28 protein-coding genes are annotated in these 25,629 nt (G+C 37.1%); 17 read left to right on the forward strand and 11 right to left on the reverse strand.

The window, feature by feature from the left end; translation table 11 throughout:
* The first annotated feature begins 146 nt into the window (after nucleotides 1–146).
* The 9 genes from D6734_09200 (at nucleotide 147) to D6734_09240 (ending at nucleotide 7,598) form a co-directional block, all read left to right on the forward strand.
* Nucleotides 147–1,442, forward strand: a complete 1,296-nt coding sequence (locus tag D6734_09200; protein RMF93777.1) for an alpha/beta fold hydrolase — start codon at nucleotides 147–149, stop codon at nucleotides 1,440–1,442.
* 135 nt (nucleotides 1,443–1,577) lie between these two features.
* Entirely contained in the window at nucleotides 1,578–2,477 is a 900-nt protein-coding gene (locus D6734_09205) for a cation transporter (GenBank protein RMF93778.1), read from the forward strand.
* A 35-nt stretch (nucleotides 2,478–2,512) separates the two neighbouring features.
* Nucleotides 2,513–3,232 (forward strand): hypothetical protein, encoded by a 720-nt coding sequence (locus D6734_09210; protein RMF93779.1) that lies wholly within the window; start codon nucleotides 2,513–2,515, stop codon nucleotides 3,230–3,232.
* 145 nt (nucleotides 3,233–3,377) lie between these two features.
* Nucleotides 3,378–4,136 (forward strand): SDR family oxidoreductase, encoded by a 759-nt coding sequence (locus D6734_09215; GenBank protein ID RMF93780.1) that lies wholly within the window; start codon nucleotides 3,378–3,380, stop codon nucleotides 4,134–4,136.
* A gap of 243 nt (nucleotides 4,137–4,379) precedes the next feature.
* Nucleotides 4,380–4,619 (forward strand): hypothetical protein, encoded by a 240-nt coding sequence (locus tag D6734_09220; protein ID RMF93781.1) that lies wholly within the window; start codon nucleotides 4,380–4,382, stop codon nucleotides 4,617–4,619.
* On the forward strand, nucleotides 4,620–4,892 hold the full coding sequence (locus D6734_09225) for a 4Fe-4S dicluster domain-containing protein (protein RMF93782.1): 273 nt from the start codon (nucleotides 4,620–4,622) through the stop codon (nucleotides 4,890–4,892). It abuts the gene before it with no gap.
* An 18-nt stretch (nucleotides 4,893–4,910) separates the two neighbouring features.
* On the forward strand, nucleotides 4,911–5,642 hold the full coding sequence (locus tag D6734_09230; protein ID RMF93783.1) for a hypothetical protein: 732 nt from the start codon (nucleotides 4,911–4,913) through the stop codon (nucleotides 5,640–5,642).
* A gap of 60 nt (nucleotides 5,643–5,702) precedes the next feature.
* Nucleotides 5,703–6,170, forward strand: coding sequence for a hypothetical protein (locus tag D6734_09235; protein ID RMF93784.1), 468 nt, complete (start codon nucleotides 5,703–5,705; stop codon nucleotides 6,168–6,170).
* 219 nt (nucleotides 6,171–6,389) lie between these two features.
* Nucleotides 6,390–7,598 (forward strand): 2,3-bisphosphoglycerate-independent phosphoglycerate mutase, encoded by a 1,209-nt coding sequence (locus tag D6734_09240; GenBank protein ID RMF93785.1) that lies wholly within the window; start codon nucleotides 6,390–6,392, stop codon nucleotides 7,596–7,598.
* 186 nt (nucleotides 7,599–7,784) lie between these two features.
* Here the strand turns inward: D6734_09240 and D6734_09245 are convergent, their stop codons facing one another.
* The 5 genes from D6734_09245 to D6734_09265 all read right to left on the reverse strand — a co-directional run bounded on the left by D6734_09245 (nucleotide 7,785) and on the right by D6734_09265 (nucleotide 11,535).
* Nucleotides 7,785–8,654 (reverse strand): class I SAM-dependent methyltransferase, encoded by an 870-nt coding sequence (locus tag D6734_09245; protein RMF93786.1) that lies wholly within the window; start codon nucleotides 8,652–8,654, stop codon nucleotides 7,785–7,787.
* 1 nt (nucleotide 8,655) lies between these two features.
* Nucleotides 8,656–9,288, reverse strand: a complete 633-nt coding sequence (locus D6734_09250; GenBank protein ID RMF93787.1) for an FMN-dependent NADH-azoreductase — start codon at nucleotides 9,286–9,288, stop codon at nucleotides 8,656–8,658.
* A 167-nt stretch (nucleotides 9,289–9,455) separates the two neighbouring features.
* Nucleotides 9,456–10,481, reverse strand: a complete 1,026-nt coding sequence (locus tag D6734_09255; protein RMF93788.1) for an alcohol dehydrogenase — start codon at nucleotides 10,479–10,481, stop codon at nucleotides 9,456–9,458.
* Between the two features lie 11 nt (nucleotides 10,482–10,492).
* On the reverse strand, nucleotides 10,493–11,284 hold the full coding sequence (locus D6734_09260; protein ID RMF93789.1) for a 3-hydroxy-5-phosphonooxypentane-2,4-dione thiolase: 792 nt from the start codon (nucleotides 11,282–11,284) through the stop codon (nucleotides 10,493–10,495).
* 38 nt (nucleotides 11,285–11,322) lie between these two features.
* Nucleotides 11,323–11,535 (reverse strand): hypothetical protein, encoded by a 213-nt coding sequence (locus tag D6734_09265; GenBank protein RMF93790.1) that lies wholly within the window; start codon nucleotides 11,533–11,535, stop codon nucleotides 11,323–11,325.
* A 212-nt stretch (nucleotides 11,536–11,747) separates the two neighbouring features.
* Between D6734_09265 and D6734_09270 the strand changes: the two genes are divergently transcribed.
* The 5 genes from D6734_09270 to D6734_09290 are packed head-to-tail and all read left to right on the forward strand — an operon-like array spanning nucleotide 11,748 to nucleotide 15,784.
* Nucleotides 11,748–12,047 (forward strand): PqqD family protein, encoded by a 300-nt coding sequence (locus tag D6734_09270; protein RMF93791.1) that lies wholly within the window; start codon nucleotides 11,748–11,750, stop codon nucleotides 12,045–12,047.
* Nucleotide 12,048: 1 nt separating this feature from the next.
* Complete coding sequence (locus D6734_09275) at nucleotides 12,049–13,155, forward strand: radical SAM protein (GenBank protein RMF93792.1); 1,107 nt, start codon at nucleotides 12,049–12,051, stop codon at nucleotides 13,153–13,155.
* A gap of 22 nt (nucleotides 13,156–13,177) precedes the next feature.
* Nucleotides 13,178–14,062, forward strand: a complete 885-nt coding sequence (locus D6734_09280) for a hypothetical protein (protein ID RMF93793.1) — start codon at nucleotides 13,178–13,180, stop codon at nucleotides 14,060–14,062.
* Nucleotides 14,037–14,543: a signal peptidase I gene (locus tag D6734_09285; GenBank protein ID RMF93794.1), complete on the forward strand. Its 507-nt coding sequence runs from the start codon at nucleotides 14,037–14,039 to the stop codon at nucleotides 14,541–14,543. The genes D6734_09280 and D6734_09285 overlap by 26 nt, the downstream gene beginning before the upstream one ends.
* The gene (locus D6734_09290) at nucleotides 14,540–15,784 is read left to right on the forward strand and encodes a hypothetical protein (protein RMF93795.1); all 1,245 of its coding nucleotides are present in this window, start codon (nucleotides 14,540–14,542) and stop codon (nucleotides 15,782–15,784) included. The genes D6734_09285 and D6734_09290 overlap by 4 nt, the downstream gene beginning before the upstream one ends.
* A gap of 58 nt (nucleotides 15,785–15,842) precedes the next feature.
* Here D6734_09290 and cydC read toward each other — a convergent pair whose 3' ends face one another.
* The 4 genes from cydC to D6734_09310 all read right to left on the reverse strand — a co-directional run bounded on the left by cydC (nucleotide 15,843) and on the right by D6734_09310 (nucleotide 21,445).
* Nucleotides 15,843–17,579, reverse strand: coding sequence for a thiol reductant ABC exporter subunit CydC (gene cydC, locus D6734_09295; protein ID RMF93796.1), 1,737 nt, complete (start codon nucleotides 17,577–17,579; stop codon nucleotides 15,843–15,845).
* A gap of 40 nt (nucleotides 17,580–17,619) precedes the next feature.
* Nucleotides 17,620–19,386, reverse strand: a complete 1,767-nt coding sequence (locus tag D6734_09300; GenBank protein ID RMF93797.1) for an ABC transporter ATP-binding protein/permease — start codon at nucleotides 19,384–19,386, stop codon at nucleotides 17,620–17,622.
* Between the two features lie 239 nt (nucleotides 19,387–19,625).
* The gene (locus D6734_09305; protein RMF93798.1) at nucleotides 19,626–20,435 is read right to left on the reverse strand and encodes an ABC transporter permease; all 810 of its coding nucleotides are present in this window, start codon (nucleotides 20,433–20,435) and stop codon (nucleotides 19,626–19,628) included.
* Entirely contained in the window at nucleotides 20,432–21,445 is a 1,014-nt protein-coding gene (locus D6734_09310) for an ABC transporter ATP-binding protein (GenBank protein RMF93799.1), read from the reverse strand. Before D6734_09310 ends, D6734_09305 begins: the two co-directional genes overlap by 4 nt.
* Before the next feature lie 154 nt (nucleotides 21,446–21,599).
* On the opposite strand from D6734_09310, the gene D6734_09315 reads away from it, so the two are divergent.
* Nucleotides 21,600–22,574: an ABC transporter ATP-binding protein gene (locus D6734_09315; protein RMF93800.1), complete on the forward strand. Its 975-nt coding sequence runs from the start codon at nucleotides 21,600–21,602 to the stop codon at nucleotides 22,572–22,574.
* 6 nt (nucleotides 22,575–22,580) lie between these two features.
* On the opposite strand, the gene D6734_09320 is transcribed toward D6734_09315, so the two are convergent.
* Nucleotides 22,581–23,789 carry a threonine ammonia-lyase gene (locus tag D6734_09320; protein RMF93801.1) on the reverse strand — a complete coding sequence of 403 codons (1,209 nt, stop codon included), beginning with the start codon at nucleotides 23,787–23,789 and terminating at the stop codon, nucleotides 22,581–22,583.
* 33 nt (nucleotides 23,790–23,822) lie between these two features.
* Here D6734_09320 and D6734_09325 point away from each other — a divergent pair, with 33 nt between their 5' ends.
* The gene (locus D6734_09325; GenBank protein ID RMF93802.1) at nucleotides 23,823–24,116 is read left to right on the forward strand and encodes a hypothetical protein; all 294 of its coding nucleotides are present in this window, start codon (nucleotides 23,823–23,825) and stop codon (nucleotides 24,114–24,116) included.
* Between the two features lie 65 nt (nucleotides 24,117–24,181).
* On the opposite strand, the gene D6734_09330 is transcribed toward D6734_09325, so the two are convergent.
* Nucleotides 24,182–25,084 carry a universal stress protein gene (locus D6734_09330; protein ID RMF93803.1) on the reverse strand — a complete coding sequence of 301 codons (903 nt, stop codon included), beginning with the start codon at nucleotides 25,082–25,084 and terminating at the stop codon, nucleotides 24,182–24,184.
* 246 nt (nucleotides 25,085–25,330) lie between these two features.
* Here D6734_09330 and D6734_09335 point away from each other — a divergent pair.
* On the forward strand, nucleotides 25,331–25,629 hold a 299-nt coding region (locus tag D6734_09335), incomplete at its 3' end, for a hypothetical protein (GenBank protein RMF93804.1).

Genomic DNA, 25,629 nt, shown 5'->3' on the forward strand with positions numbered 1-25,629 from the left:
CTGAGAATGACACAGTGGGAGAGGATAGATTGAAGGAGCAAAAGTGTGATTCTCTTATCGAAGACTCTATATTAAAATATATTTGGAAAGAGCGACATATGTTATAGATTGTCATTCACAAATAAAAATAAAGAAAGGTTTTAAAAATGGAAAGAAATGAAAAGAAAAGTGCCTTTGAAATCGTAGAGTCCTATATTAAAGAAAATACCACTCTAATCTTAGCAACTAGCAGAAATGATACACCAAGAGCTACACCGCTTGTTTACAAATACCGCAACGGGAATTTTCTTATTGTAAGCGAGGAAGGTAAAAAATTTGAAAACCTGAATGCAAACAAAAGAGTATCCTTTGCCATTGCTGATAAATATACAAGCTTCGGCACATCAAAGGGGCTGCAAGGAGAAGGAAAAGCAAATGTCATAACAGCAAAAGATGAAATTTTTCTCAACCTCGCAGAAGAATATGGGCTCAAAAAATCGGTCATAGAAGAGAATGGCTTGCAGAATTTCCTTAAAATCATTGAAATCATTCCTTCGGATTTTACCTATATGGATTCAACCTTGGGCAAAGGTTTTAGGATTATCTTATCAAGAAAAGATTCTGGAGAAGGTTTTGATGCAATCTATCACCATCTTGAGGAAATAGATGAAATCACTGTTGAAAGATATTATCCTGAGGAAATTACAAAAGAAAATCCTATACTATTCATTCATGGCGCCTTTCATGGCTCTTGGTGTTATCACCATTTTCAAAAATTTTTCGCTCGCCTTGGATACAATACTTATGCTGTCAATTGGAAGGGACATTATCTTTCAAAACCTGACAAAATGTTAGGGAAAAGAAGCATCATTGATGCAGTTGAAGATTGTGAAAAGACAGCAAAAAAGCTATTTACAAAACTTCCTATATTGGTAGGACATAGTATGGGCGCTCTCATCTCATTGATTTTTGCTGAAAGAAATGAAACGAAATTGGCAGTGCTTCTCGACGGTGCACCTTATAGGAAAATATTTTTAGATGCTGGCCTTGACAAGATAATGACAAGAGAAGGAATAGAAAGCAATTTTGAAATATCAGATGATTATAGATTTACATTGAGTAAGGAAAAAGCCGCTCAAAACTTCTTTGATGAAAATCTCACAGGCAAAGACGAGATGGAAAGATATCTCTCTCTCGTGCAGGAAGAATCAGGCACTATTCTCGTAGATGTTTTCACCGGAAAAATTGAAGTGAATAAGGAAAGAATTAAATGTCCTCTTTATATTCTCGGAAAAACATTCTCTCCCACCAAACATCGCCTTAATGAGATGAAGGCAAAAGACCTTGGCGCCAAAGACTGCAAAGTGTTTGAAAATATGACTCACGATATGATGCTGGAGAGAGATTGGCAAAGGTATGCATCGATTATTCTAAATTGGATTGAGAATGAGACTCAATGTTAAAATAATACAATAAAAAACATAATTATTTATTATCTTGCATTATTGTTATAAATAGTATATTTGAAATTTCGTATTCCATATTCAAAGGAAAAAGTCATTACCTATTAAATACGTTAACTGGGAATATGAAAAATAATGCATGACATTCAAGATAGAGCAGAAAAAGCCACTAAAATTACTTGGATAGGATTTGCCGTAAACTCTGTCCTGATGCTTTTCAAATTATTTGCAGGAATCATTGGGAAAAGCGAAGCAATGATTGCTGATGGGATCCATTCACTTTCAGATTTGGGGACAGATGTAATTGTCCTCTTCGGTTTTAGATTTGTCGGCAAACCGCCGGACGAATCACATGATTATGGTCATGGAAAATTTGAAACATTGACAGCAACGATTGTAGGAATAATCCTAATCGGCGTTGGCGCAGGTATAATGTGGAATGGCGGCAAGAGTATCTATGATTTTTTTAACGGTACACCAATTGAAAGACCGGGTTGGATTGCCTTTTATGCCGCAATAATTTCCATAATCTCAAAAGAGATTCTTTATCGCTATACCATTTCTGTGGGGAAAAAAATAAACAGTCAGGCAATAATTGCCAATGCTTGGCATCAGCGCTCTGACAGCTTATCCTCTGTGGGCGCAATGCTTGGAATAGGCGGCGCGATAATGCTTGGAGATAGATGGCATATCCTTGACCCTGCAGCTGCTATTGTAGTAAGCATACTAATTCTAAAAGTAGGCATCGAAATCGTCATCAAGGGGTTGAAAGAGCTTCTTGAAACTTCACTTGACAAAGAAGCAGAAAACAAGATTGTTCAAATTACTGAAAATGTTTTAGGCGTTGAAAGCTCGCACAAATTGAAGACGAGAAGAGTGGGTAATAACATTGCTATTGACATTCACATCGAAGTTAGAGAAGATTTAAACATTAAAGATGCCCACAATATTGCAACTGCAGTAGAAAACAAACTGCGAGGCGCTTTTGGTGAAGGGACTCATATATCTGTGCATATTGAGCCTGAAAAGTCATAATATTACTCACTTTTAATTCTTTGTGGAGGGATGAGATGATTCTTTTTGCTAAAAAACTTAAACTACAAAACCTGTTGATTGTCGCTCTTTGTCTTCCATTACTTTTTGCCTGTGATACAGGCACAGAAAAAATAAAAAAGTCTGCTGAAGCCGCAAAGGAAGAAGTTGCAAAATCAGGAAATTATAACTTTTTCCCCGCAAAATACAAGAAGGCACTATCACTGATGAAGAAAGCAGAGAAAAAAATGAAGAAGCAGCAGTTGGAAAAAGCAGAACAGCTTTACAGTTTGGCACGAAAGAAGTTTCTCGAAATAAAAGAGGAAGGTCCCAAAAAGAAGGAAAAGTTAGAAGCCAATATTCAATCTCTTTCAGATGAGATAGAAAAAGCAAAAGAGAAAGCAAAAGCAAGTATCGCTGCCATAAAAGACACCTGCGTTAAAGAGATTGCCAATAAAATACTGGGTAAATCAAGTAGAGCAAATGAGCTTGTCTCAAAATATTTCGAAAAACTTAAAACAAAAGCGCAAAAGAAACTTGAGCAAGCTGATGGGCAACTTGAAAAAGCATTAGAGCTTCAAGGTGATGAAACATTGAAAAAGAAAAACAGAAAACTCAAATCTATTCTTGAGACATATACCACAGCATCAGAAATAGCCGATGAGATATGCTCAAAAACTGAAGCATTGGCTCAAAAAGGGCTCAAGAAAAAATCAAAGACAAAAAAAGAGAAGAAAGAAAAGTCACAACAGAAATAACTTAGATAAGACCAAAAATTATTTGAATATTTAATCATATGAACAAATGTCTTGATTTTTCAAAAAAATTTTTTTAATCATACTTCGAAATTTCCATATCATTCACCAAATAGATATATTGAATATAACTTATAGGAGTATAAAAATGAGATTGAAAGACAAAACTGCAGTAGTAACAGGCGCGGCTGGCGCTATAGGAGGAGCGATATCAGAAAGATTTGCAGAAGAAGGAGCAAAAGTAGTTTTGACTGACATCAATGAAGAAGGTGGGAATAAAATCGTTGAAAGAATCAAGTCCAAAGGTGGTGAAGCAACCTTTATCCGCGCTGATGCATTTATAGAAAATGAGCTCATAGATATGATAAACAAAAGCATAGAAACATATGGGCAGATAGATATTCTCGTCAATAATGTGGGATATGATTTTGACATTATGAAGGGATTGGATGAAATTTGCGCAGAAAACTGGAATAAATGCATCAACTTGAATTTGGTTTCATTTTTCATCTGCACAAGAGAAGCTGCAAAAGGAATGATGGAAAGAAGATACGGCAAGATTATAAATATGTCCTCCATTTCAAGGCGTGGAAATGCCATTCAACTTATTTATTCAGCAACGAAAGCAGGGATAGAAGGATTTACTCGCTCATGTGCAGCTTATTTGGGGCCCTATAATGTAAATGTAAACGCAATAGCGCCTGCACTGATTGAAACTGAAAGCATAAAATCACAAATATCAAAAGAAGAATGGGAAGCATTGAAAGCAGATTGTGAATTCCGCTATCCTTTGGGAAGGGTTGGACAGCCCATTGATGTTGCAAATTGCGCCCTTTTTCTTGCATCAGACGAATCATCTTTTATAACAGGACAAACGATTGAAGTTTCTGGAGGCGCACGTCTATAAACGAATATTCTGAAGCCAAAAAAAATAAATTTAAAAATAATTTACATCTCCTAAATAATTAATTTACGATTTTTTTTATCATTGAAGGTTGAACGATTTATACTTTTTGTTCATATGAATGATTGAACAAATATTGAAATAATAGAAAATTTCTGTTAATGAAATGATAGACAAAAGGGAAAAAACGAAAGAGTAAAAGAAACAAAAGTTAAAAAGTTAACAATTAAAAGGGAAGGATTAAAAATGGCAGAATTCAATTTCACTGAAAACACAAAAGCTATGTATGAAACAATGCTTGAGCTTTCGCCGAAACCTTTTAGAGAGCAAACAAAGAAACAGCTCGATGAGTCAATTATAAAGATTATTGGAGAAGGAAATCCAATTACAGAAGAAAACTTTATGAAAGTGGTAAAGGAGACAACACCTAAAGCCTTTCTTCCGATGGCGCTGAATGTTCTTGAACCGATGTTGACAAAAAAATAAATGAATCATTTGAAGGAGTGGAAAGAAATGGATAACAAAGTCGAAACTGAAGGCAAACCTACAGGATTTCATGTCGATGAAATGCTTTGCACCGGTTGTGGTGCGTGTATAGATGCCTGCCCAATGAAAATTCTCGAAATAATAGACGGGCAATGCAAAATGGTAAACAATATGATTTGTCTTGAATGTGGAATGTGCCTTCGTGCATGTCCGGAAGAAGCAATTTCCATTGACGGACTTGATGAAACAGGAATTGTAAAAGAACACGAGTAGAAAAGGAGATATTGGAAAATGTCAGAAAAATTTCAATTTACCGATTACAATGGACCAATGTGGGAACTCCTACAGGAGCTCAATCCTGTACAGGTTTTTGAATTTGAAGGAATGGATTTAAGCGATCTCAATAATTTCAAAATAGGCAATGAAGATTGTTTCCTCAGATGCTATAAGGCAGACAAAATAGAAAAGATCACTATTTCAAAAATGAATTTTTATGGCGGAATGATGGCTGGCGGCACTGTCATATGTCCTGCAGAAGATTATGATTTACCAACATTTTCATCAGACTGGGATGAATCAGAAGACCATCTTCATGGTATAATAGATTTTATCCCTGCAGACGACCCCGGCAGAAATGCAGAATACCTGAAAACATATCTTTATGAGCCATTAGAAGAGCTTTATAAAAAGTATTGCCGCATTCCGGGACTTCAACCAAATGTTTTTTATTGGGTACGAGCCTTCCAATCACCCTATATGCTTACAGGCCACATAAAACAGGTTGAAAATGGAAAATATGTTCAGGAATTTTTCAAATGTTCACAGGAATATTTGAAAAAATGGATTGAACTTTGGAAAAAAGCAGAAAGGAAAGACCCAAATTCAGATTATATGAAACTTGTAAAACAAAGAAGAAAAAATATTAGAGAAACATATAGATACAATGACCCCGGTGAAGGACCTCTTACAAAAGTGCTTGGTGCTGAAAGAGCAAGAAAGATATTGAACACTTTAATGCCTTAACCAATTTTGAAAACGGCAGGATGTCTATCCTGCCGTTTTTTTATTTTATTGAAATCGATTATGTATAATGAATCTTGGAAAGGACTTGTAGATTTTTACGAACTTGCATTTGGAAGCTGGATTGCATACATATTCTTGGTATGGATGTGGCGAAAGCTTCTGAAATATGAGCATCAGGGCTGGCGATATTCATTAGCTCTTCTCCTTAGCGCAAGTTTTTACATAATCAATCATTATTTTCTCAGAGCACCTTTTTATAATCCCCTCATTTGGTCTTATACAATTTTCTTCATAATTGTCTGGTATTTCCTCTTTGTTCATTCCTTCCCCTTCTCCACAGTAAAAAAAATATTCGCTTTCTTATCAAATTTCCTTTTTGCAGCGGTTTATGTCCTTGCTGAAAACATTGCCAGATGGGCACATCAGGGAAAAATAATACGGGGAGTTGAAATACCTGAATTTATATTTATGATTATATCCTGCCTTGCTACTCTCGGCATCATTCTATCCCATCGCAAAAAAGGATAAATCACTTCATCTCAATATTTCAATTGTCGCATACTTGCTTTCGCCAATAATTATTCGTCGTGGTAAAAAAAATGGATAGACAAAATCTTTCAATACTGCTTCCCTTCAACTTTTAAATGTTTACTTCAACACAAGAAATGATTATAAGAATTGAAGTTTATTATCGATTAAAAAAATATCATAAAAATCCTATTGATGAAATAATTGGAGGATAAATAAATGGTACCTTTTGATGTAATGAAATCGATTTCCACAAAAACTGAATCAAAGATTTTATTTCTAATTCTCGATGGTCTCGGAGGTTTGCAAAATCCAACGACAGGAAAATCTGAGCTCGAAAGTGCAAATATTCCCAATATAAACAAACTTGCCTCTGAATCAGTATGTGGTTTGTCGGTCCCAGTATCTCATGGTATCACACCCGGAAGTGGTCCCGGCCACCTTTCTCTTTTTGGCTATGACCCCTTCAAATACAATGTTGGAAGGGGAGTCCTCGAAGCCCTTGGAGTCAATTTTCCCCTTCAGCCAGGCGATGTTGCCTTTAGAATAAATATGGCGACTGTTGATGAAAATGGAATTATTACAGACAGGCGGGCAGGAAGGATACCAACGGAAAAATCAAAAAAGATATGTGAAGAACTCGATGAAAAGATCGAAATTCCGGGCATTGAAACTTTTGTTATGGCTGTTAAAGAGCATCGAGGCGCTCTTGTATTCAGAGGTAAAAACCTTGCAGGCAATATTGCAGATACCGATCCTCAAAAGGAAGGGTTAAAACCAAAACCGGCAATAGCTCTCGATGAAGAGAGCAAATACACAGCGGAGCTTGCAAATAAATTTATAGAAAAAGCCGCAGAAATTATGAAAGACAAGTCTCCTGCAAATTTCATAATGCTTCGCGGTGCTTCAGGATACCATGGATTTCCACAAATGCAGGACATATATAAGCTCACCCCTGCGGCTATTGCCACCTACCCGATGTATAAAGGTATTGTCCGCCTTTTGGGAATGGATGTAGTCGATACAGGCGACACTTTTGAGGGGGAAATAAAAGCCCTTCATAAATATTATGACAAATATGATTTCTTCTACTTTCATATAAAAAAGACTGATGCAAAAGGTGAAGATGGAAATTTTGAAGGTAAAATTGAAGCATTGGAGGAAGTGGACAAAAAACTTCCTGAAATCCTCGAGCTGAATTTTGATGTAGTAGTTTTGACAGGAGACCATTCTACACCTGCAATGATGAAATCTCATAGCTGGCATCCCTTGCCTGTTTTGATTAAAGGGAAATTCTGCCGACCTGATAGTGTTGAACATTTCAATGAAAAAGAGTGCGCAAAGGGAGGGCTGGGAGTAATTCAGGCAGTCGATATTATGCCGTTAGCGCTTGCAAATGCAGGAAAACTTTTGAAGTACGGCGCATAAGCAGAATTATAAATAACTTGAATCATAAGTTTACTTTTAAAGAAAACGCTTGCTCTTTCTAACGACAAGCCATTTACCAGCCATAAGAGTTCATTATAAAGGAGAGTGAAAACTTTTTCTTCTAATGGACTCAGTAAAAAGTATAGAACTCTTTCATAATTCCGCAAAGAATAATTCTGTTCTTTCTCATCTCTTCTTGGCACAAATCATAATTGAAAGCACATTCATTTGGTTTTTTGGGTTACGAAACTTATGCACTAAGTAGTTTTTCTTTTCTTTAAATCTTCCATCGAGCTTAGTCAAGGGCGCTATCGTTACATCTTTCCATCCGCATTTCTCTAAAATCTCCCTATATCGATAAGGTCTTACTCTGTTTGGAATCCCCCGAAAATATAATAGATTATAGAATTTTTCACTGAACCTATAAATATTGTTTGGGTCTCTATCTCGTATCCATCTCGAGTGTGTCTGCAAATCTACCTGAGCTATAAAAACAGCGCCCGGTTTGCATACAACAGACAACTGCTCGATCGTTTTTTCAATGTCATCGAAATGTTCAAATGCCGCATAACTGAATACAATATCAATGCTCTCTTCCTCAAAGGAATCCTCTATATCGAAATCATCACGGCAAATATATTTTATTCTACATTGTTCTCCTGATTTAAATTTTTCAAGCTCTTCATAAATAAAGTCAATATTTGAATCCTTATTGTTTCTTTCAAGATAATTTAGAAACTCATCATACAAATTTGGTGATACATCTCGAGCCAAATTTTTGATGTCAATACTGTAATATTTCTCAACACCTTTAGCCAATAAACTTATCCCCGTGCCCAACCCTGCCCCGGGGGCGAGTTCAAGCACTGTTTTCCCTTTAATATAATCTTTCTGCTGAGTATAGAGCGCCAAATAAAAGAGCCAAAGATTCACCGTCCTTATATCATAATCAATGCATTCTTCGACTGATGCAGCTTTCGGTGATGCATACCCAAAAAGGGAATACTTGATTTTCGAAAAGAATAAAAAAAATGCACCTAAAACTTTATAATACATATCAAAATGTCTTCGCTATTGCTTTTGCCTTCCCTATGGCTTGTTCCTTCATTCTTTCAGCAATTTCAGCCCCTTCTTGAAGTGTTGGTTCAAGTATTAAACTATAACTATCTGTTATTCCAATAAATTTAAAAACTAATTCAAGATATTTTTTCTGCAAATCAAATGCCTCTCTTTCGCTTCCTTCAGGATACTTTCCCCCACGGGCATAGACTATAAAAAGTTTTTTCCCTTCGAGCAATCCTTTATACCCTGTCTCAGGTGAATAGGAAAAAGTATAGCCGGGCTGAATTATTATGTCGAAGAATTGTTTCAATCTGTAGGGTATCCCAAAATTCCACATTGGCACAGCAAATACATATTTATCCGCTGATTTAAATTCAGTTATAACCTCTTCTACTCTCTTCCAAGCCCTTTCTTCATCTGCTGAATGTTTCAACCCATGCATAATTGTATATTTTGCATTGACCTCAATTGAATCAAAGGTTGGTAAATTCATTGCAAAAACATTTTCTACTGCAATCTCATCCTGTGGATTTACTCTTCTATATTCCTCAACAAAGGCATCTGCTACTGCTATCGAATAGGACCTTTCAAGGCGTGGTGAAGATTGAAGATATAATAATTTGCTCATCTTTTTTCTCCTTTGATTGAAAATCTACTTAATATATTATCAAAAATGAAATAAAATTCATATTTACATAAACAACAAACAAACTTTTCTCACTTTCTCTTTTGACGATTGATACAGCAATCTATATGGGCCTATGGTATCGAGGAATTTTAGAGTATTGCTGAAAATTATTCCTGTGGAAGTATTATAACCTTGATTGAATTCTGAGCCTCAGCTACCAAACGGAATCCTTCAGCTGTTTCATCAAGCGTCAGACGATGGGTAATCAAATCTTTAACATCAACTCGCTTTGCCCTTAAAAGTTCAATGGCAGTTGTCGTATCACCCGGCGGCCCCGCATAAGATGAAGTTATTGTAATTCCATCACGCCAAAGATTCCAAAAATCCACCGCTACCTCTGTCCCCGGCTCAGGCAATGCAAATAGAAGAAGCGTACCCCCTCTATCAACACTCTTTAAAGCCTGCTTCAAAGCTGGTACAGCGCCTGCGCATAAAATTACTAAATCAGCAAGGCGTCCTCCATTTGCATCTTTCAATAAATCGGCATTAAAATTCTTTGCATTGAAAACAGCATCTGCTCCACATTTCTTTGCAGAATCGATTCGGAATTCATTTATATCTGTAGCAATTATTCTCCCAGCGCCAAGTGCTTTAGCCAATTTAATGTGCAAAAGTCCTGAAATTCCGCTTCCAATAACTAAGACACTATCTCCAGGTTTAAACCCTGCAATTCGTTGTCCACGCAAAACACAAGCTAGAGGCTCTGCAAAGGTTGCCTCTTCATATGTCACCTCATCCGGAAGAAGAAATGTTCCGCGGTCTACATTTATCGAAGGTACTCTCACATATTCGCAGAAACCTCCGGGGTCAAAATTAGTGGAACGAAGTGTATCGCAAAGAGAATAATTTCCTTCAAAACAATAATGGCAAGTATTGCACGGCACATGATGTGCTACTGTAACTCTATCTCCTTTTTTGAATTTTTCAACGCCCTCCCCTACTTCAACAACCTCACCTGCAATTTCATGGCCAAGCACCAGAGGAGCTTTTTTAATCCTATACCACTCCATTACATCACTGCCGCAGATACCACTCGCTATTATTTTTACAAGCAATTCGCCTGCGCCAATTTTAGGCACAGACATTTCTTCTATACGGATATCTTTATTATTGTAATATACTGCGGCTTTCATCTACTTTATATCTATTTAGCCTGTTTAAGCTCTTGAAATAACTCTCCTGCTTCCTTCGCTGTAGCTTTTTTGTGAATAATAGCCCTCAGAGCTTTGATCATAGCCACTGGATGTGGGTTTTGCCATATATTGCGTCCGAGATTTACACCAATTGCTCCCTTTTGCATACCGTCATAGACAAAATCGAAAACTTCCTGTTCTGTTTCAACCTTGGGTCCCCCTGCCATTACAACTGGTACCGGACAACCGCCTGTTACCTTATCAAAATTTTCACACCAGTATGTTTTCACTACCTTTGCGCCGAGCTCTGCCGCAATTCTGCATGCAAGCCCCAAATAACGATGGTCTCTTTTTTCAAGTTCTTTGCCAACTGCTGTAACTGCCATTACCGGAATACCGTAGCGTTCACAATCATTTACGAGATTTGCCAAATTTAATAGCGTCTGCTTTTCATATTTACTGCCTACAAAGATAGATATGCCAACAGCAGATGCATTCAGCCGAATGATATCATCGATCGATGTAGTAATCCCCTCATTTGCCAAATCTTCACCTACCATACTTGTCCCGCCTGACACACGAAGAATGATTGGAATGCTTCCTTCAGGTACTACACACGAGCGAAGCACTCCTCTTGTAACAAAAAGTGCATCCGCATATCTCAAAAGCGGCTTGATTGTTTCCCCGGGTTTTTCAAGTTTTGTCGTTGGTCCTTGAAAATAGCCATGGTCTATGGGCAAAAACATACAATGCCCGTCAGATTTGATAAGCTGTGACAAACGATTTCTCATTCCCCAATCCATAAAATCATTCCTCCATCAATTATCAAAATTAAAAAAGTCTATTTTTCAGGCCTTACAATCAGATAACCTTTATCAATAAGCCAATGATGGAATTCATAAGTTGTATGCCTGCAGTTGGTCTTGCAGATACTTCTTATCCTTTCATACTCCTCTGTGCCTTCCTTTTGAGCTTCAAGGTCTAATTGGACAGGACATTTTATGTCTTTACAGTACTCTCTTCTTTGATAATCTATGTATCCTTCTATTGACATTTTGTCTCCTTTGCTTAAATCTTTTTGTTGATATCTATTATCACCTTTATGTCGGAAGTTAATATTTTAATGGCATTCAAAAGTCAATTATTCTTAACTAAAAAGTTTCTTGATTGCAAATTTTAATAATTTATATACTCTAAAGGCAATCTTTTTAGAAGCATATTGAAGAAGAATGTTTAATTTTGCATTTAAGACGAAAGGAGTTTTTTATGGACTTTTTTGAAAGATGTTACGCAAAAGAAACGTCAATTGTAGCAAGGAAAATTGCCGATGAAATAATTTTAGTACCTGTAAGAAAGAATGTTGGAGATTTAGAAAGTATTTATACCCTGAATGAAGTTGGTGCTAAAATCTGGGAATTGATTGATGGTAAAAGAAAGATCAAAGATATTAGAGACGCAATACTGGAGGAATTTGACGCTACCGAAGAACAGGTAAATGAAGATTTAAGGGAATTTATAAAAAAGTTCGAAGAAATAGGCGGGATAAAGTTAATTAAAAAATTTTAGAATGACTGCTGACTGCATACATATTCCAATCTCTGAATATAGTGAATTCAGCAAAAGAATTCATGAAAAGGCAAAGGAAACACGAATACCTCTTGGCGGTTCAATAGAAATAACATCAAGATGCAATCTCAACTGTCTCCACTGCTATATCAACTCTCCGATAGACAATGCCAAAAAAGAAGAAAGAGGAGAATTGACTACAGAGGAAATCTTCAAAATTCTCGACTCCATTGCAGAAGAGGGATGTCTATGGCTTCTGCTGACAGGAGGTGAACCATTATTAAGAAAGGATTTTTTTGAAATATACAATTATGCAAAAAAGAAAGGATTCTTAATTACTCTTTTTACCAATGGAACTTTGATTGACGAAAAAACAGCAGATTATCTTGCAGATTGGCGCCCTTTTGCCGTTGAAATATCTGTTTACGGACGAACAAAAGAAACCTACGAAAAGATGACTGCCGTAAAGGGGTCATATGAAAAATTTCTCAATGGGTTGGAACGAATTCATAAAAGAAATATTTCTTTAAAATTGAAAGCCGTCGTAACATCAGTCAATATCTCAGAGCTCGATGAAATAAAGAGATGGGCTACGGAAGAACTGAACCTCCCCTTTCGTTTCGACCCTCTCATCAATATGACTTTAAATGGAAATGTGCGGCCCAAAAAAGTAAGGATATCAGCAGAAGATGTCGTCAAATTGGATGTCAACGACAAGGAAAGAATGGCAGAATGGAAGAAGTTTTGCGATAAATTTCTTGGTACTCCAAACAATGATTCCCTATTTCTATGCGGCGCTGGAATCAATTCTTTTCATATAGATTCTTACGGCAATTTGACTCCCTGCATACTTGTACGCTCTGAAAGCTATTCCCTTCGCAGTGGAAATTTCAAGGACGGTTATTATAACTGGATGCCCAAAGTATTATCCAAGAAAAGAACGAAAAAATCGAAATGTATCTCCTGTAATTTAGTCGCAATGTGCGGACAATGTCCCGGATGGGCAGAGCTTGAATGCGGAGATATGGAAAAACCTGTAGAGTATCTCTGTAAAATTGCTCACCTTAGAGCTGAAAAATTCTTTCAAGAATGGGAAAAGAACAAATAATCTGTGAAAAAAATTATCTGAAATGGATTCTGTAAAATTAAATATAGCAGATATAATAATTGAAGTTGAAACAGAAACAGCCAATCTCACTTTCACTGACGACCAAGCCCATAAAAAATTCATAGTTGAAGATGGCACCCCTCATATTAAATTATTTGCTCATTATGGAAAACTTCCGAACATAAAACTTGGGAAACTCATTTTCGACTCAGAAAGCGTTTGGAAATTATATTCGTCGATCGATGACGACAAAGTTGTGTTTACGCTTCATTCTCCGCCAAACGCTGAAACTCCCTATTCGATAGCCGTAATCGATAAAAGCTTTAGGAAAGGAGAAATCTATCTTTCCAATTCAGCACTACCGGAAGAAAGTCCATCACCGAACCCGCTCAATTACCCACTTGATGAACTAATAATGCTGTCTATCCTTTCGAAAGGTTACGGGATCATTCTTCATTCCGCCTGCGTCTCAGATAATGGAAGAGGAATGCTTTTTACAGGAACTTCCGGAGCTGGTAAAAGCACGATATCTGCTATTTGGAAAAATAAGGATGGTGTAACAGTGCTTACCGATGAAAGGGTCATCATCAAGAAGGAAAACAGCAGATATGTCGCCTATGGCACACCATGGCACGGTACTGCAAAAATCCATTCCCCTGAAAAAACTAATTTAGATGGAATTTTTTTCATAAAGCACGGTAAAGAAAATAATGCCAAACCACTCAATAAGATCGATGCTGTATCAAGATTCATAGCAAGAGCTTTCCCGACTTATTGGGATAAAGAAGGGATGGAGTTTTCTCTCAATTTTGCTTCTGCAGTAGTCGAAAATGTCTCCTGTTTTGAACTGTATTTTACACCTGATGATGGAGTTGTAGATTATGTCCGCTCAATCAAAAAACAATGAGACGGGTAATTCTGAAAGCAAACTCTTCAAGGAACTTTCAGAGGAAATTTTGAAGAGGAACCATATTCTAAGATTTGAGGCAAGAGGAGGAAGTATGCACCCCTTCATCAAGGACAGAGACATAATTAAGATAAAAAAGATAGACCCAAAAAAGTTGAAAAAAGGAGACATCATCTTTTTTTCTTCAAACGATAATAAGATGATTGCCCACAGAATAATCAAAATCAAAGGTTCTGAAAACAAGCCACTGACTTTTTTGACAAAAGGAGATGCTTGCACAAACTACGATATGGAAGTACCAGAATCAAAGGTGCTTGGAAAAATTATCTCTATTGAACGAAATGGGAAAGAAATGTCTGAAGAAAACTTGTTGGCGCAGTTTAAAAATTTCATAATTTCTAAAATTTCACCCTTTTCGTTTATCCTTTATCCAGTGGGGCAGAAAGCAAAAAAAATAGGTATGACACTGCTCAAAAAATGAAATACAAAAAAATCAACAGTCTTATATTTAATCTGACTCTTGGAAGAATCGATGAAGCTGAAAGCATCGTAAAATCAGCTGAAAGAGAAGGTATGCCTATCGATTGGGAGGCGCTTGTCGATTTAGCCGCATATCACGGCGTCGCTTCAATTATCTACAAAAATATAAAAGATATAAAACCACGGTTTGTTGACAACTCTTTCCTATCAGAAATAGAATCTTACTACTACGGAATAGCAGGAAAAAATACAAACTATTTTGCTGAGATGGACAAGATTCTTTTGACCTTAAACGATTCTGGTGTAGATACTATTCTTCTCAAAGGTGCGGCATTGGGAGAAACGGTTTATAATAACATTGCATTAAGGCCCATTGAGGATATCGACCTTCTTGTAAAAAGGTTTGATTTTCCTGCGGCAAAAGCTGCATTCAAGAGATGGGGTTATGATGTCCATGAAAAGATTTTCCCATCCCGCATTCATAAGGAAATCGAAATGGAAAGGCATAAGCCATTCGAAAAATACGAAAGCGAACTTCATTTCTTCGACAAGAAAAACCGCTTCTTCTTCGACATTCATTGGAATCTGCTGATTGTCTGTGAATCAGGAATTGCAGAAGCTATTCAGCTGAATATGGATAAAATATGGCAGAGAATAAAAGAGATAAGCACAGGCGAGGCATATGCATATACAATGTCTGATGAAGACAATCTCATCTACCTATGCCTCCACCTTCGTGAGAGACACTTTGAAAAGGCGCGCTCACGCTTGATTTGGTGGTATGATGTCTATATGCTCCTAAAGCAATCCCTGAATACTTTGGACTGTGCTTATTTTCTCAACACTGTATCTGAATACGGCGCTGAAAAATCTGTTTTTTCAATAATCAAAACTGTTAAAACCCTATTTGGGATAGAGCTTCCTAAAGAAATAGATGATGCCATTGGAGATGATATAGAAACTTTTGAACTCAATAAACTTATCCCCGAGCCAACAGACCAGATAAAATATCAAAGAGTTTTCGTAGAGAGAGACTATCTTGCTGAAATCAAAAACATCAAAGGAATTACCAAAAAAATTCGCATTCTAATCGGTGATATCTTTCCTGACAGCAGATATATGGTTTCTTATTACCGTATTGAAAACAAAGCCCTTCTTCCATTATATTATCTCATAAGGTTCAAAAATGTCCTCATCAAAGGGTTGAAAGCAGCGAATCAGTTGATAAAAAACAATCAATAGAAGAAAAATTCATCTTCTCTGCCCAACCTTCCTTAGCCGTAAGAATTCTCTACAGAGATCAAACAGGCAAAGAAGAAGGGGTTTTTACGAAATTTTCTATATTGAATTCGGTCAGCTTGCCGTTTTCCATTCTATATGCCTTATCGACATTGGCAAGGAGTGAAAGTCTATGGGTAACAATAATCACAGTTTTATCTTTCGTGATTTCATTCAATGTTTCCTGTATTGCGTTTTCGTTGTATGAATCGAGATTTGATGTCGGCTCATCAAATAGTAAAATAGGAGGATTTTTAAGAAGCACTCGGCTTATAACAATTCTCTGCCTTTCCCCTCCTGACAATTTATCTCCCAATTCTCCAATGCGGGTATTATAGCCTTTGGGAAGCGTCATTATAAAATCATGTATGCTTGCCTGTTTCGCCGCCTCCATAATTTCCTCATCTGTGGCATCCGGTTTTCCAAGAGCGATATTTTCCTTGATAGACATATCGAAAAGATGTGAATCAGGCGCCACTACAGACATCAAATCAAATATTGAGCGCATAGAAATTTTTCTTATATCCTTGCCGCCAATCTTTATCTCTCCGGATTCATATTCCCAAAACCGCATCAAAAGTTTTAGAATTGTGCTCTTCCCACAACCGCTTTCACCAACAATTGCTATACACTGCCCCTGAGGTATAGTTAAATTGAATTTATTCAAGACAAGAGGAGCATCCTTCTTATATCTGAAATCGACATCCTTGAATTCTATATCGTATCTCGTAGGCAATTCGTCCGTGCTGTCAGGATGCTCAACAACTGCCGGCTCTTCATCAATAATCTTGAAAAGCCGCTCTGCTGAAGCGAAGGATTCTGTCAAGTAATGCGACAAAACACTGACTGAAAAGAGAGGCACAAAGGCGCTCACTGAAGCAGTAGTTGTTACGATAACCCCTTGAAGACTCAAATTGCCGGAAAAATAACCTTTTAATGAAACTATCAGAGTAAGTATATTGGCTAACATTATCAAACAGTTGACTACACCAAACAACCAACCCTGTCTCGAAGAATGACCTCCCTTCAATTGGTTGAGATAATGGCCTCTTTTTACAATCTCTTTCTTTCGGTTTTCTCCCTGATTATAAAGAAGTATTGTTTCCAATCCCTGAAGCGAATCTGTAAGATAAGCGTTTGTTTCACCCAAAGTGGAACGAATCTGCTGTCCTGTTTTCCTGACATATCTCTCCCATGCAATAGGAATCACTACCGCTAGAATGAACTGAAAAGGAAGAATGACAAATGGCAAGACCCACCACCACATACCCATAAAAATCAGCACCGCCAAAGACACGGCAAAAGCAATAGCGAATGGTGAAATCGTATGAGCAAAAAATACCTCGATTATTTCTAAATCTCCGCCAATCCTTGAAATGACATCACCGCTTCTTTTGTCAAGAAGCTTAGCAGGTACAAGTGGCTCAATTTGTTTGTAAAATTCTGTCCTCAGATGGGCAAGCAGCCTGAATGCAACATCGTGGTTGCCGAGCTGTTCAAGATAAGAACAGACAGCCTTTGACAGCCCAAAGACAAAAAGGAGAGCAATTGAAAATGTTCCCGGCTTCTCTGCGTCTGGAATTATGAACAATGAAATAAGGTAAGCGCCCCATGTTATGATAGCGATATTTGACAGATGGTTTAAAATGCCAAAGAAAATTGCATAAAGCATCTTGCCTGTAACGGGCTTAATCATTTTAAAAAGCCGCCAAATGATACTGATTCTTGACATCTCTTTATTCTTATCTTCCATAATCATCCTTCCTTTTTAAAATTGACATCTCATATTGTGCAAATATTCAGCTTGTAATAGCAGGCTGTTCATATTTATTCTGAGTTCTAACAAGATTTGCATATACGCCATTCTTTTCAATGAGCTCCTTGTGAGTTCCTGTTTCAACTATCTTTCCATCTTTTAGAGTCATAATCTTATGGGCATCTCTAACTGTCCTCAAGCGATGTGCAATTACAAGAGTCGTCTTTGTTTTTGCTATCTCCTGCAATGTTGCCTGTATCTTTTCTTCATTTTCAGAATCAACATTTGATGTAGGTTCATCGAGAATGAGAATAGGAGCATTCTTGAGAAGAGCACGGGCTATTGAAATTCTCTGTATCTGTCCGCTTGAAAGATTCTTTGCTTGCTCGACCAAAGACGCATCGAGTTTCTCAGGAAGAGAAACAACAAAATCATATATTCCAGCGCCTTTGCAGGCTTCAAGAAGCTCTTCATCTGTTGCATCGGGCTTTGCAATCAAGAGATTTTCTCTGATTGAGCCATGGAAAAGATATGTGCGCTGTGAAACCATTGCTATTTTATTTCTAATGTCAACAGGATCGATTTCACTCAGCGGTACTCCTCCAACAGTGATTCTTCCGGAATTGGGTTCATAAAACCTGACTATTAGGTTTGCCACCGTTGATTTTCCGCTACCACTCTCACCTACGAGTGCTGTTATTTTTCCTGTTTCTATTTCAAAGGTTGCATTTTTAAGGACAGGATTTCTGTCTTCTGCATATGAAAAAGTAACATCTTCAAATCTTATATCCAGATTATCACCTTTGATTTTCTTCTTTCCCTTTCTTCTTGCCAATACATGTCTGTCAGGCTCCTTATTGAGAAGCTCGAGAATAGATTTGGATGAAGATATTCCTTGCATAGCAACATGCGTATAAGCGCCAAGAATTCGGAGTGGACGGAAGAACTCATAGGCAATCAAAACTATGACTGCGGCGCTGCCTATGCTTAAAAGCCCGGACTGCATATATTTTATGGCAAGTGTAATGCCGACTGCAGTGCCGCACATTGAAATAATGTCCATCGAAAGAGTGGAAGTTATATTCGAATAGAGAAGCTTCATTGTTCTGATGCGGAAATTTTCACTTTTTGTCCCTATTTCTTCCTTTCTTTTTCCAACAAGGCCAAATGTTTTTAAGGTCGTAATCCCCTGAAGCGAATCGAGGTAGTAAGCATGCAGATTTTCATACGAGAACCAGTGTTTCTTTGAAACCCTGTTTATCCATGCTCTGACAAAAATTAAACTAATCGGAATGAATACAACGAGAAGAAGAAGTGTCAGAGCTATCGATGGATTTATCTTTTTTACATAGAAATATAATCCAACTGGAGCTATGACGCTTAAAAATGCCTGAGGTATGCAAAGTCCAAAAATATTTTCGAGCTGTTCAACTCCCTCTACAGCAGTGGAAGTTAGACTGCCCGTCTTCTTTACATCTCTGTAGCTCAACTCAAGTTCGATTATCTTTGAATACATCAGCTCACGGGCGCCAACTTTTACCTTTGATGAGATTGTGTAAACTGCTTTGTTCGCCACCCATGAAAAGAAAAATTTCACTACAAGCGCCGCCACCATAGCTAAAACAGCAGAAAGAAACAGTTTATCGCCAAGAGATGTAATCTCGCCGTTGTAAACTTTGTCTACAATAAAACCAATTCGGTCAAAGAGGACCACTGTTGTTGCAATCAAAATGAGATTCGCTATTACCGCAACAGCAGTCCATCCTTTAGATGCTTTTCCGAATGAAAAAATATTATATTTTTTTTCCATTCCTTCTTCTCCCCATTAAATTTTCCTTAAAAGTTTTACCATATTGAGAATCATTCTCATATGAATATCTGTTCAAATATAGTAACATATTTTCGCAGTGTCAAATTTTTTTTCTCATTTCATCCTGACCTTCTATAGGTTGACGAAATCAATGAAATATTTAGAAAAAATATGTTTTCACCTGATGGATTTTTTGTAAATTAAGTTAAATAAAGAGTAAAAAATATGAAAAATGGCGGTCAATAATGGGTAAGACTGCCGTCTCTTTTAGTTTTCTGCACTGCAAAGATAAAAATAGTGACACTCAGGGGAAGCATTATAATACAGAAAAGCAGAAGAGCTAAAATATGAAATTTCAATTGGAAAATTGAATACCCCTTCAATAGCGCCAGTCTCATTCCTTCCAATGCATATGTTATTGGCAGGAAATATGACAACTTCTGAAGCCATGATGGCAAGACATCTACCGGATAATAGACACCTCCAAGAAACCAAGATGCATTTGTGAATATCCACATAAAGGGGTCGCCCCTTTTCAACACCATAATGAAACTTGCAGAAATTATTCCAAGACTTGAAAAAGCAATTGTTGTAAGCATTAATATTAAAATGGCAATGGGAATTCCCTTTGCATCCATATTCACGCCAAATACAAAAGCGCCCAACAAAAGATATAGGACAACACGGAGAGAAGTCAGAAGAAAACTATATAATGATGAAGATATAATAATTGTGGGAATTGAAGTTTGAGTCACCAATAATGCTTCGAGGGTGCCGGACACCTGCGCACCCTGAATTGCCGTTGAAAAACTTGAAAGGGCAACTGAAAGATAACTCGAAAAAGCTATGCCTATGAGGACAAAGGCAAAGTAGTCTCCTCCATAGGGTTTCAAATAGGGTGATGCGGCAGTGCCAACAAGTTTCGAAACAAAATAAAAAAGTATCGTAGAAAGAAATATTCCTATAAACTGCGTTATAAAATTGAATTTATAACTTGACTGCTCCAAAAAATCTTTCTTCAAGAAAGCTAATGGTTTAGAGAGAATCATTCATTTTTGTCCTCTTCGGTTATCGATGAAAAAATCTCTTCCAAGCTTTGGCTAACAGGATGAAAGGATATCACATTTAAATCTCTATCCAACATCTCCTTAACTATCTCCTTTATCTGAAGTTTATCATCACTCAAATAAAAATCACAAAAGAACACCTTGTTTTCACTGCCATTTTTCAAGGATGGGTTATCTATTCCTTTTATACTCTTTAATCTTGAAACTAAATCTTCCTCATCGCCGAAAAGCTCTACTCTGTATCTATTCCCCTTTGTTATTATCCTTCTTATTTCATCAATAGTGCCGCACGCTTTGAGCTTTCCTTTATCAATGATTGCGATTCTGTCACACAAGGTTTCCGCTTCAGATAAATTGTGTGTAGCAAGAATGACAGTCGTACCCCTTTTTCTGACGATTTCTTCTTTGATAAATTCACGAAGCTGTTTTGCAGCTGTCGGGTCAAGACTTCTTGTGGGCTCATCTAAAAAAAGCACAGCAGGGTCTGTCAACAGTCCGCGCGCTATGGCAAGTTTTTGCTTCATTCCTGTTGAATAATCCTTGAAATGCCTGTCTGCATCTTTTGATAATCCTGTTAATTCAAGAACTTCCTCAATCTTCTTTTTCGCCTCTCTCTTTTCCAAGTTGTTCAACACAGCAAAAAACTCTAAGTTTTGCCTGCCTGTAAGACGCCAATAACTGCTCCTTTCATCTCCCATAGCATAACCGATCGAGCGCCTCACCTTCATTCCTTCCTTTTCTACATCGAATCCTGCCACAAGCGCTTTTCCGGAAGTAGGAAGGACTACTGTGGAAAGAATTTTGAGAAAGGTTGTTTTTCCGGCCCCGTTTGGACCAAGCAGTCCAAATAATTCACCTTTTCGAACTTTTACGGATATCCCCTTCAATGCCGTTATGATTTTCTTTCTAAAAGGGGCTGTCAAATAATCCCTATACTTTTTAAGCTCCCGGTAATTTTTAACAATATCGTATGTTTCTACCGCATATTCCAAAATTTACTTATCTCCCATATCTTCAATTTGCTAAGTTTCTTGAAAAGATAACAGATTTAATGATAAACAATATAAATCTATATTATAATAACTGAAAGGGCTTAAACAATAACTTTGTTTTATGCATTATTAAATTGAAAGGGAAAACAGAGAGGTGGAAAAAACGCTTCTAAATGTAGAAGATTTGAAAACATATTTCTATAAGAATGACAAGGTTATCAAAGCTGTTGACGGACTTTCATTCAAAATCAATGAAGGTGAAATCCACGGCATAGTAGGTGAATCAGGATGCGGAAAAAGTGTAACTGCATTTTCTATTTTAAAACTTATCCCATCGCCCCCGGGGAAAATCGTAAGCGGTAAAATCATATTTGAGGGGAAGGAAATTCTTTCACTGCCTGAAAAGGAAATCAGAAAAATCAGAGGCAACCGCATATCTATTATTTTTCAAGAGCCAATGACATATCTAAATCCCGTATTTACCATTGGCAACCAAATTGCGGAAGCTCTCGTTGTGCATAAGAATGTAAAGAAGAAGGAAGCAATGGAAGCCGCAATAGATATGCTTTCAAGAGTCGGTATGCCTGCACCTGAATTACGAATAAAAGAATATCCGCATCAGTTGAGCGGCGGAATGAGACAGCGTGTCTTAATAGCAATGGCGCTTATCTGCGGACCATCGCTTCTAATTGCAGACGAACCAACAACTGCACTCGATGTTACGATTCAAGCACAAATCTTAGACCTCATAATCAAACTGCAAAAAGAAAACAATATGTCCGTAATGCTCATTACACATGATTTTGGGGTGGTAGCTGAAACCTGCCAAAGAGTATCCGTAATGTATGGTGGAAAAATAGTAGAATCTGCAGATGTGTTATCCATATTTGACAATCCTCTTCATCCTTATACATCAGGACTTCTTAAAGCGGTACGCTCAGGAAATGAAACAGGCAGAAAGAAACGGCTTGAAACGATACCGGGAAATGTGCCAAATCCTGCTTTTTTACCCGAGGGGTGCCGTTTTAATCCGAGATGCCCAATTGCAGACGGCTACTGCAGACAAAAGGAACCGGAATTGATTGAAAAAGAAAGAGGTCATCTTGTAAGGTGCTGGAAAGCGCAGTAATGTAAGTCAACTTCTCAAAAAAGGCTTGAAACCATTTCGTTTAAGGCAGTCAATAATCTGATCAATGTGGTCATAACCTTTTGTTTCAACTGTAATTTCGATTCTCGTTTTGCTCACAGGAAGTCCCCACTCTGTCCTCTCGTGGGAAATCTGAAGAATATTTCCTTCACAATCACCGATACTGCCGGCTATTCCTGAAAGCATACCGGGAACATCATCTACATCGACATAAAAACGCAAAAGGCGGCCTGTCCTCAATAGCCCCATATGGATGATTCTCTCTATGAGATTGACATCTATATTTCCACCGCTGACAACAAGGACAACATTCCCTCTTATATTGTCTATCTTTTCTGAAATGACCGCCGCCAGAGGCACAGCACCTGCGCCTTCTGCCACAAGTTTTGCTTTCTCCATAAACATCAGAACAGCCGCCGCAATATCTTCCTCCTCGACTGTAATCAGATCATCTACATACTTTTGAATAATAGGAAGGGTTTTATCTCCTACCTTTTTTACTGCTATGCCATCAGCAATAGTTTTTGGAGAGGGCACTTCGGCAATTGCACCCTCTTTCAAGGAGTGATATGCAGAGGCCGCTTCTCTTGCCTGCACTCCTATTATTTTTATCGATGGATTTTTCTGCTTCACTGCATATGAGATACCGGAAATCAATCCTCCTCCACCTACAGGGACCACTATATAATCTATCTTTTCGAGTTCATCTATGATTTCAAGCCCTATGGTGCCTTGCCCCTCGATTACATCATAATCATTGAATGCATTTATGAACTTTTTCCCTGTTTCTTCAGAATATTTTTTTGCCAATTCGTATGCTTCATCATAGCTTCTGCCTTCAAGATGCACATTTCCACCAAGGTTTTTGCATGACTCAACCTTGACAAGAGGTGTATTCCGAGGCATATACAGGTCGCAATCAATTCCATATTCGCTTGCGGCAAAAGCAACTGCCTGCGCATGATTTCCAGCCGAAGCAGTTACGATTCCCTTGCCCATCAGTTCACTTTCATTCTTTGACACAAAATTATATGCTCCCCTTATTTTGAATGAACCTGTCTTCTGAACATTTTCAAGCTTCAAAAATATTTTCAAACCAAGGGCATCTGAGAGGGCATTTGAACGGATAAAATTCCTTTTTTCAATTATTCCGTCTAAACGATTTCTTGCCGATTCAATACCTGCAAGTGAAAGCATAGAATCCTTTTTTCTATTTCTATTGGAAGTTTATTGAATCATATAACAGATTTGGCTTTTTTCCAAAGTTTTTTTCTTCAAATGTGCGACAATGCTCTTAAATATAGTTTCATACATAAACAATCTTTCTATATACTTTGTAAATTCGAAAATCCGTATTCACAATCCTTTTTTTATGCTGTCTTCTTGTGGATTACTTCTCCTAATTTCTGCCGCCGTCAGATTTGCTTCGCAAAAAATAATGTCATAAAGGATACTCTATCGAGCAATAAACCATTCAATTTTGAAAAGGAAGTTGAAAATGTTTATGAAAGATTAGATATATGAGGACTGAATTAATCAGCGGCAATCCAAATACACAAATGAAATGTATCTAATATCTTTACAAAAAATCAAAACCTGACCGTCATAACAGGTATATGTGACGACCTTATTACCCTTTCTGCCACCGAACCAATTACTACATGAGCAATTCCGCTTCGTCCATGTGTCCCCATCACGATTAAATTTGACGCAAGTTCTTCTGAAAGTTCTATAATTTTCTCGTATGGTTCTCCTCTCTTAACGAATGTATCCACCTTGATATTCTTACTTTCTTCTCTATTCGCCAAGGCTTCCAATTTCTCTTTTATCTCTTCATCGATTTTTTCAAGCACATCTTCCTCAGAAATATAGTCGCTTAGATAATATGGATAATATGTTATAGGCTGATTCACAAATACAAGATCAATCTCTGAATGATAAAAATTGGCAATCCTTTCTGCTAAATGAAGCGACTTTTCTGAAAGCTGTGAAAAATCATAAGGTACGAGAATTTTCTTAATATTATATGATTCAGGAGCTATTACAGTATCAACTCTCATTGTTATGACAGGTACTTTTGACGCTCTAATTACTTTTTCCGTAACGCTTCCAAGAAGAAGATGAGCAAGTCCCTTTCTGCCATGGGTCCCCATTACGACCAAATCAGCGTTAGTCTTTTCTATCAATGAAATAATCTCCGTGGGAGGATAGCCGCGCAGAACAACGGTCTCGATGTCATTTTTTAGATTTGATTTTTCAACATATTCTTCCTGTATCTTTTCTTCAAGTTCTTCCTTCAAATCAGCAATAATCTTAGGGGTAAAGTATTCTGAGGAATGAATGGGATCGGTTATCAAGGGCTCAGAAATTATATGTACAAGAATAATTTTTGAACCTCTATCTTTTGAAAAAAATTCGGCGAGATTAAAGGAATTCATAGAGCCATCAGAAAAATCAACAGGCACCAATATTCTCTTGAATAGATTTTCCATTTTCTTCTCCTCATAGTCTTACTTCATTTTTTATTCCTATAAATGAATTTAAATAATTATGCCCTTTTTTCAAGCTCAATAAGATAATCCCATCAAGCATAATTTTGTCATTTTTAAGAAGAATTGCTTCCTACCGTTAGTTTATTGACGAAATAATGAAATATAAAACCACTTATTTGTTGAAATAATTGACGATATTTAATGAATAAAAAATTGGCACATTTTTTGCATTAACCATATAGCGCTATGAAGATATTAAAAGACAAACCAAATATAACTGCGCTGATTATTGCCATATTATTCGTATTCTCAGCTTTTTTCCTCTCTATGAGAATCTTCAAAAATAATAAAATGACTGTGCTGAAACAGTTCGATATCGCACAACGGTCAAAAGTTTCTTTCGCAATAGATTCACTTAGAAATGCATATGAGCATCTCATTCAAACAATAGATTTTATAAAACATGAAACTTCAGAAAACAGAAGAATGGGACAATATGATATTGAAAGAATCAGTATGCTGATAAATGAAACATTGACAAATAC

The sequence above is a fragment of the Candidatus Schekmanbacteria bacterium genome (genome assembly GCA_003695725.1).
In the GTDB taxonomy this organism is placed as follows: domain Bacteria; phylum Schekmanbacteria; class GWA2-38-11; order GWA2-38-11; family J061; genus J061.

Coding starts and splice junctions, on each gene's coding strand:
- D6734_09200 (RMF93777.1), top strand. CDS start 147: ATGGAAAGAAATGAAAAGAAAAGTGCCTTTGAAATCGTAGAGTCCTAT.
- D6734_09205 (RMF93778.1), top strand. CDS start 1,578: ATGCATGACATTCAAGATAGAGCAGAAAAAGCCACTAAAATTACTTGG.
- D6734_09210 (RMF93779.1), top strand. CDS start 2,513: ATGATTCTTTTTGCTAAAAAACTTAAACTACAAAACCTGTTGATTGTC.
- D6734_09215 (RMF93780.1), top strand. CDS start 3,378: ATGAGATTGAAAGACAAAACTGCAGTAGTAACAGGCGCGGCTGGCGCT.
- D6734_09220 (RMF93781.1), top strand. CDS start 4,380: ATGGCAGAATTCAATTTCACTGAAAACACAAAAGCTATGTATGAAACA.
- D6734_09225 (RMF93782.1), top strand. CDS start 4,620: ATGAATCATTTGAAGGAGTGGAAAGAAATGGATAACAAAGTCGAAACT.
- D6734_09230 (RMF93783.1), top strand. CDS start 4,911: ATGTCAGAAAAATTTCAATTTACCGATTACAATGGACCAATGTGGGAA.
- D6734_09235 (RMF93784.1), top strand. CDS start 5,703: ATGTATAATGAATCTTGGAAAGGACTTGTAGATTTTTACGAACTTGCA.
- D6734_09240 (RMF93785.1), top strand. CDS start 6,390: ATGGTACCTTTTGATGTAATGAAATCGATTTCCACAAAAACTGAATCA.
- D6734_09245 (RMF93786.1), bottom strand. CDS start 8,654: ATGTATTATAAAGTTTTAGGTGCATTTTTTTTATTCTTTTCGAAAATC.
- D6734_09250 (RMF93787.1), bottom strand. CDS start 9,288: ATGAGCAAATTATTATATCTTCAATCTTCACCACGCCTTGAAAGGTCC.
- D6734_09255 (RMF93788.1), bottom strand. CDS start 10,481: ATGAAAGCCGCAGTATATTACAATAATAAAGATATCCGTATAGAAGAA.
- D6734_09260 (RMF93789.1), bottom strand. CDS start 11,284: ATGGATTGGGGAATGAGAAATCGTTTGTCACAGCTTATCAAATCTGAC.
- D6734_09265 (RMF93790.1), bottom strand. CDS start 11,535: ATGTCAATAGAAGGATACATAGATTATCAAAGAAGAGAGTACTGTAAA.
- D6734_09270 (RMF93791.1), top strand. CDS start 11,748: ATGGACTTTTTTGAAAGATGTTACGCAAAAGAAACGTCAATTGTAGCA.
- D6734_09275 (RMF93792.1), top strand. CDS start 12,049: ATGACTGCTGACTGCATACATATTCCAATCTCTGAATATAGTGAATTC.
- D6734_09280 (RMF93793.1), top strand. CDS start 13,178: ATGGATTCTGTAAAATTAAATATAGCAGATATAATAATTGAAGTTGAA.
- D6734_09285 (RMF93794.1), top strand. CDS start 14,037: ATGTCCGCTCAATCAAAAAACAATGAGACGGGTAATTCTGAAAGCAAA.
- D6734_09290 (RMF93795.1), top strand. CDS start 14,540: ATGAAATACAAAAAAATCAACAGTCTTATATTTAATCTGACTCTTGGA.
- cydC (RMF93796.1), bottom strand. CDS start 17,579: ATGATTATGGAAGATAAGAATAAAGAGATGTCAAGAATCAGTATCATT.
- D6734_09300 (RMF93797.1), bottom strand. CDS start 19,386: ATGGAAAAAAAATATAATATTTTTTCATTCGGAAAAGCATCTAAAGGA.
- D6734_09305 (RMF93798.1), bottom strand. CDS start 20,435: ATGATTCTCTCTAAACCATTAGCTTTCTTGAAGAAAGATTTTTTGGAG.
- D6734_09320 (RMF93801.1), bottom strand. CDS start 23,789: ATGCTTTCACTTGCAGGTATTGAATCGGCAAGAAATCGTTTAGACGGA.
- D6734_09330 (RMF93803.1), bottom strand. CDS start 25,084: ATGGAAAATCTATTCAAGAGAATATTGGTGCCTGTTGATTTTTCTGAT.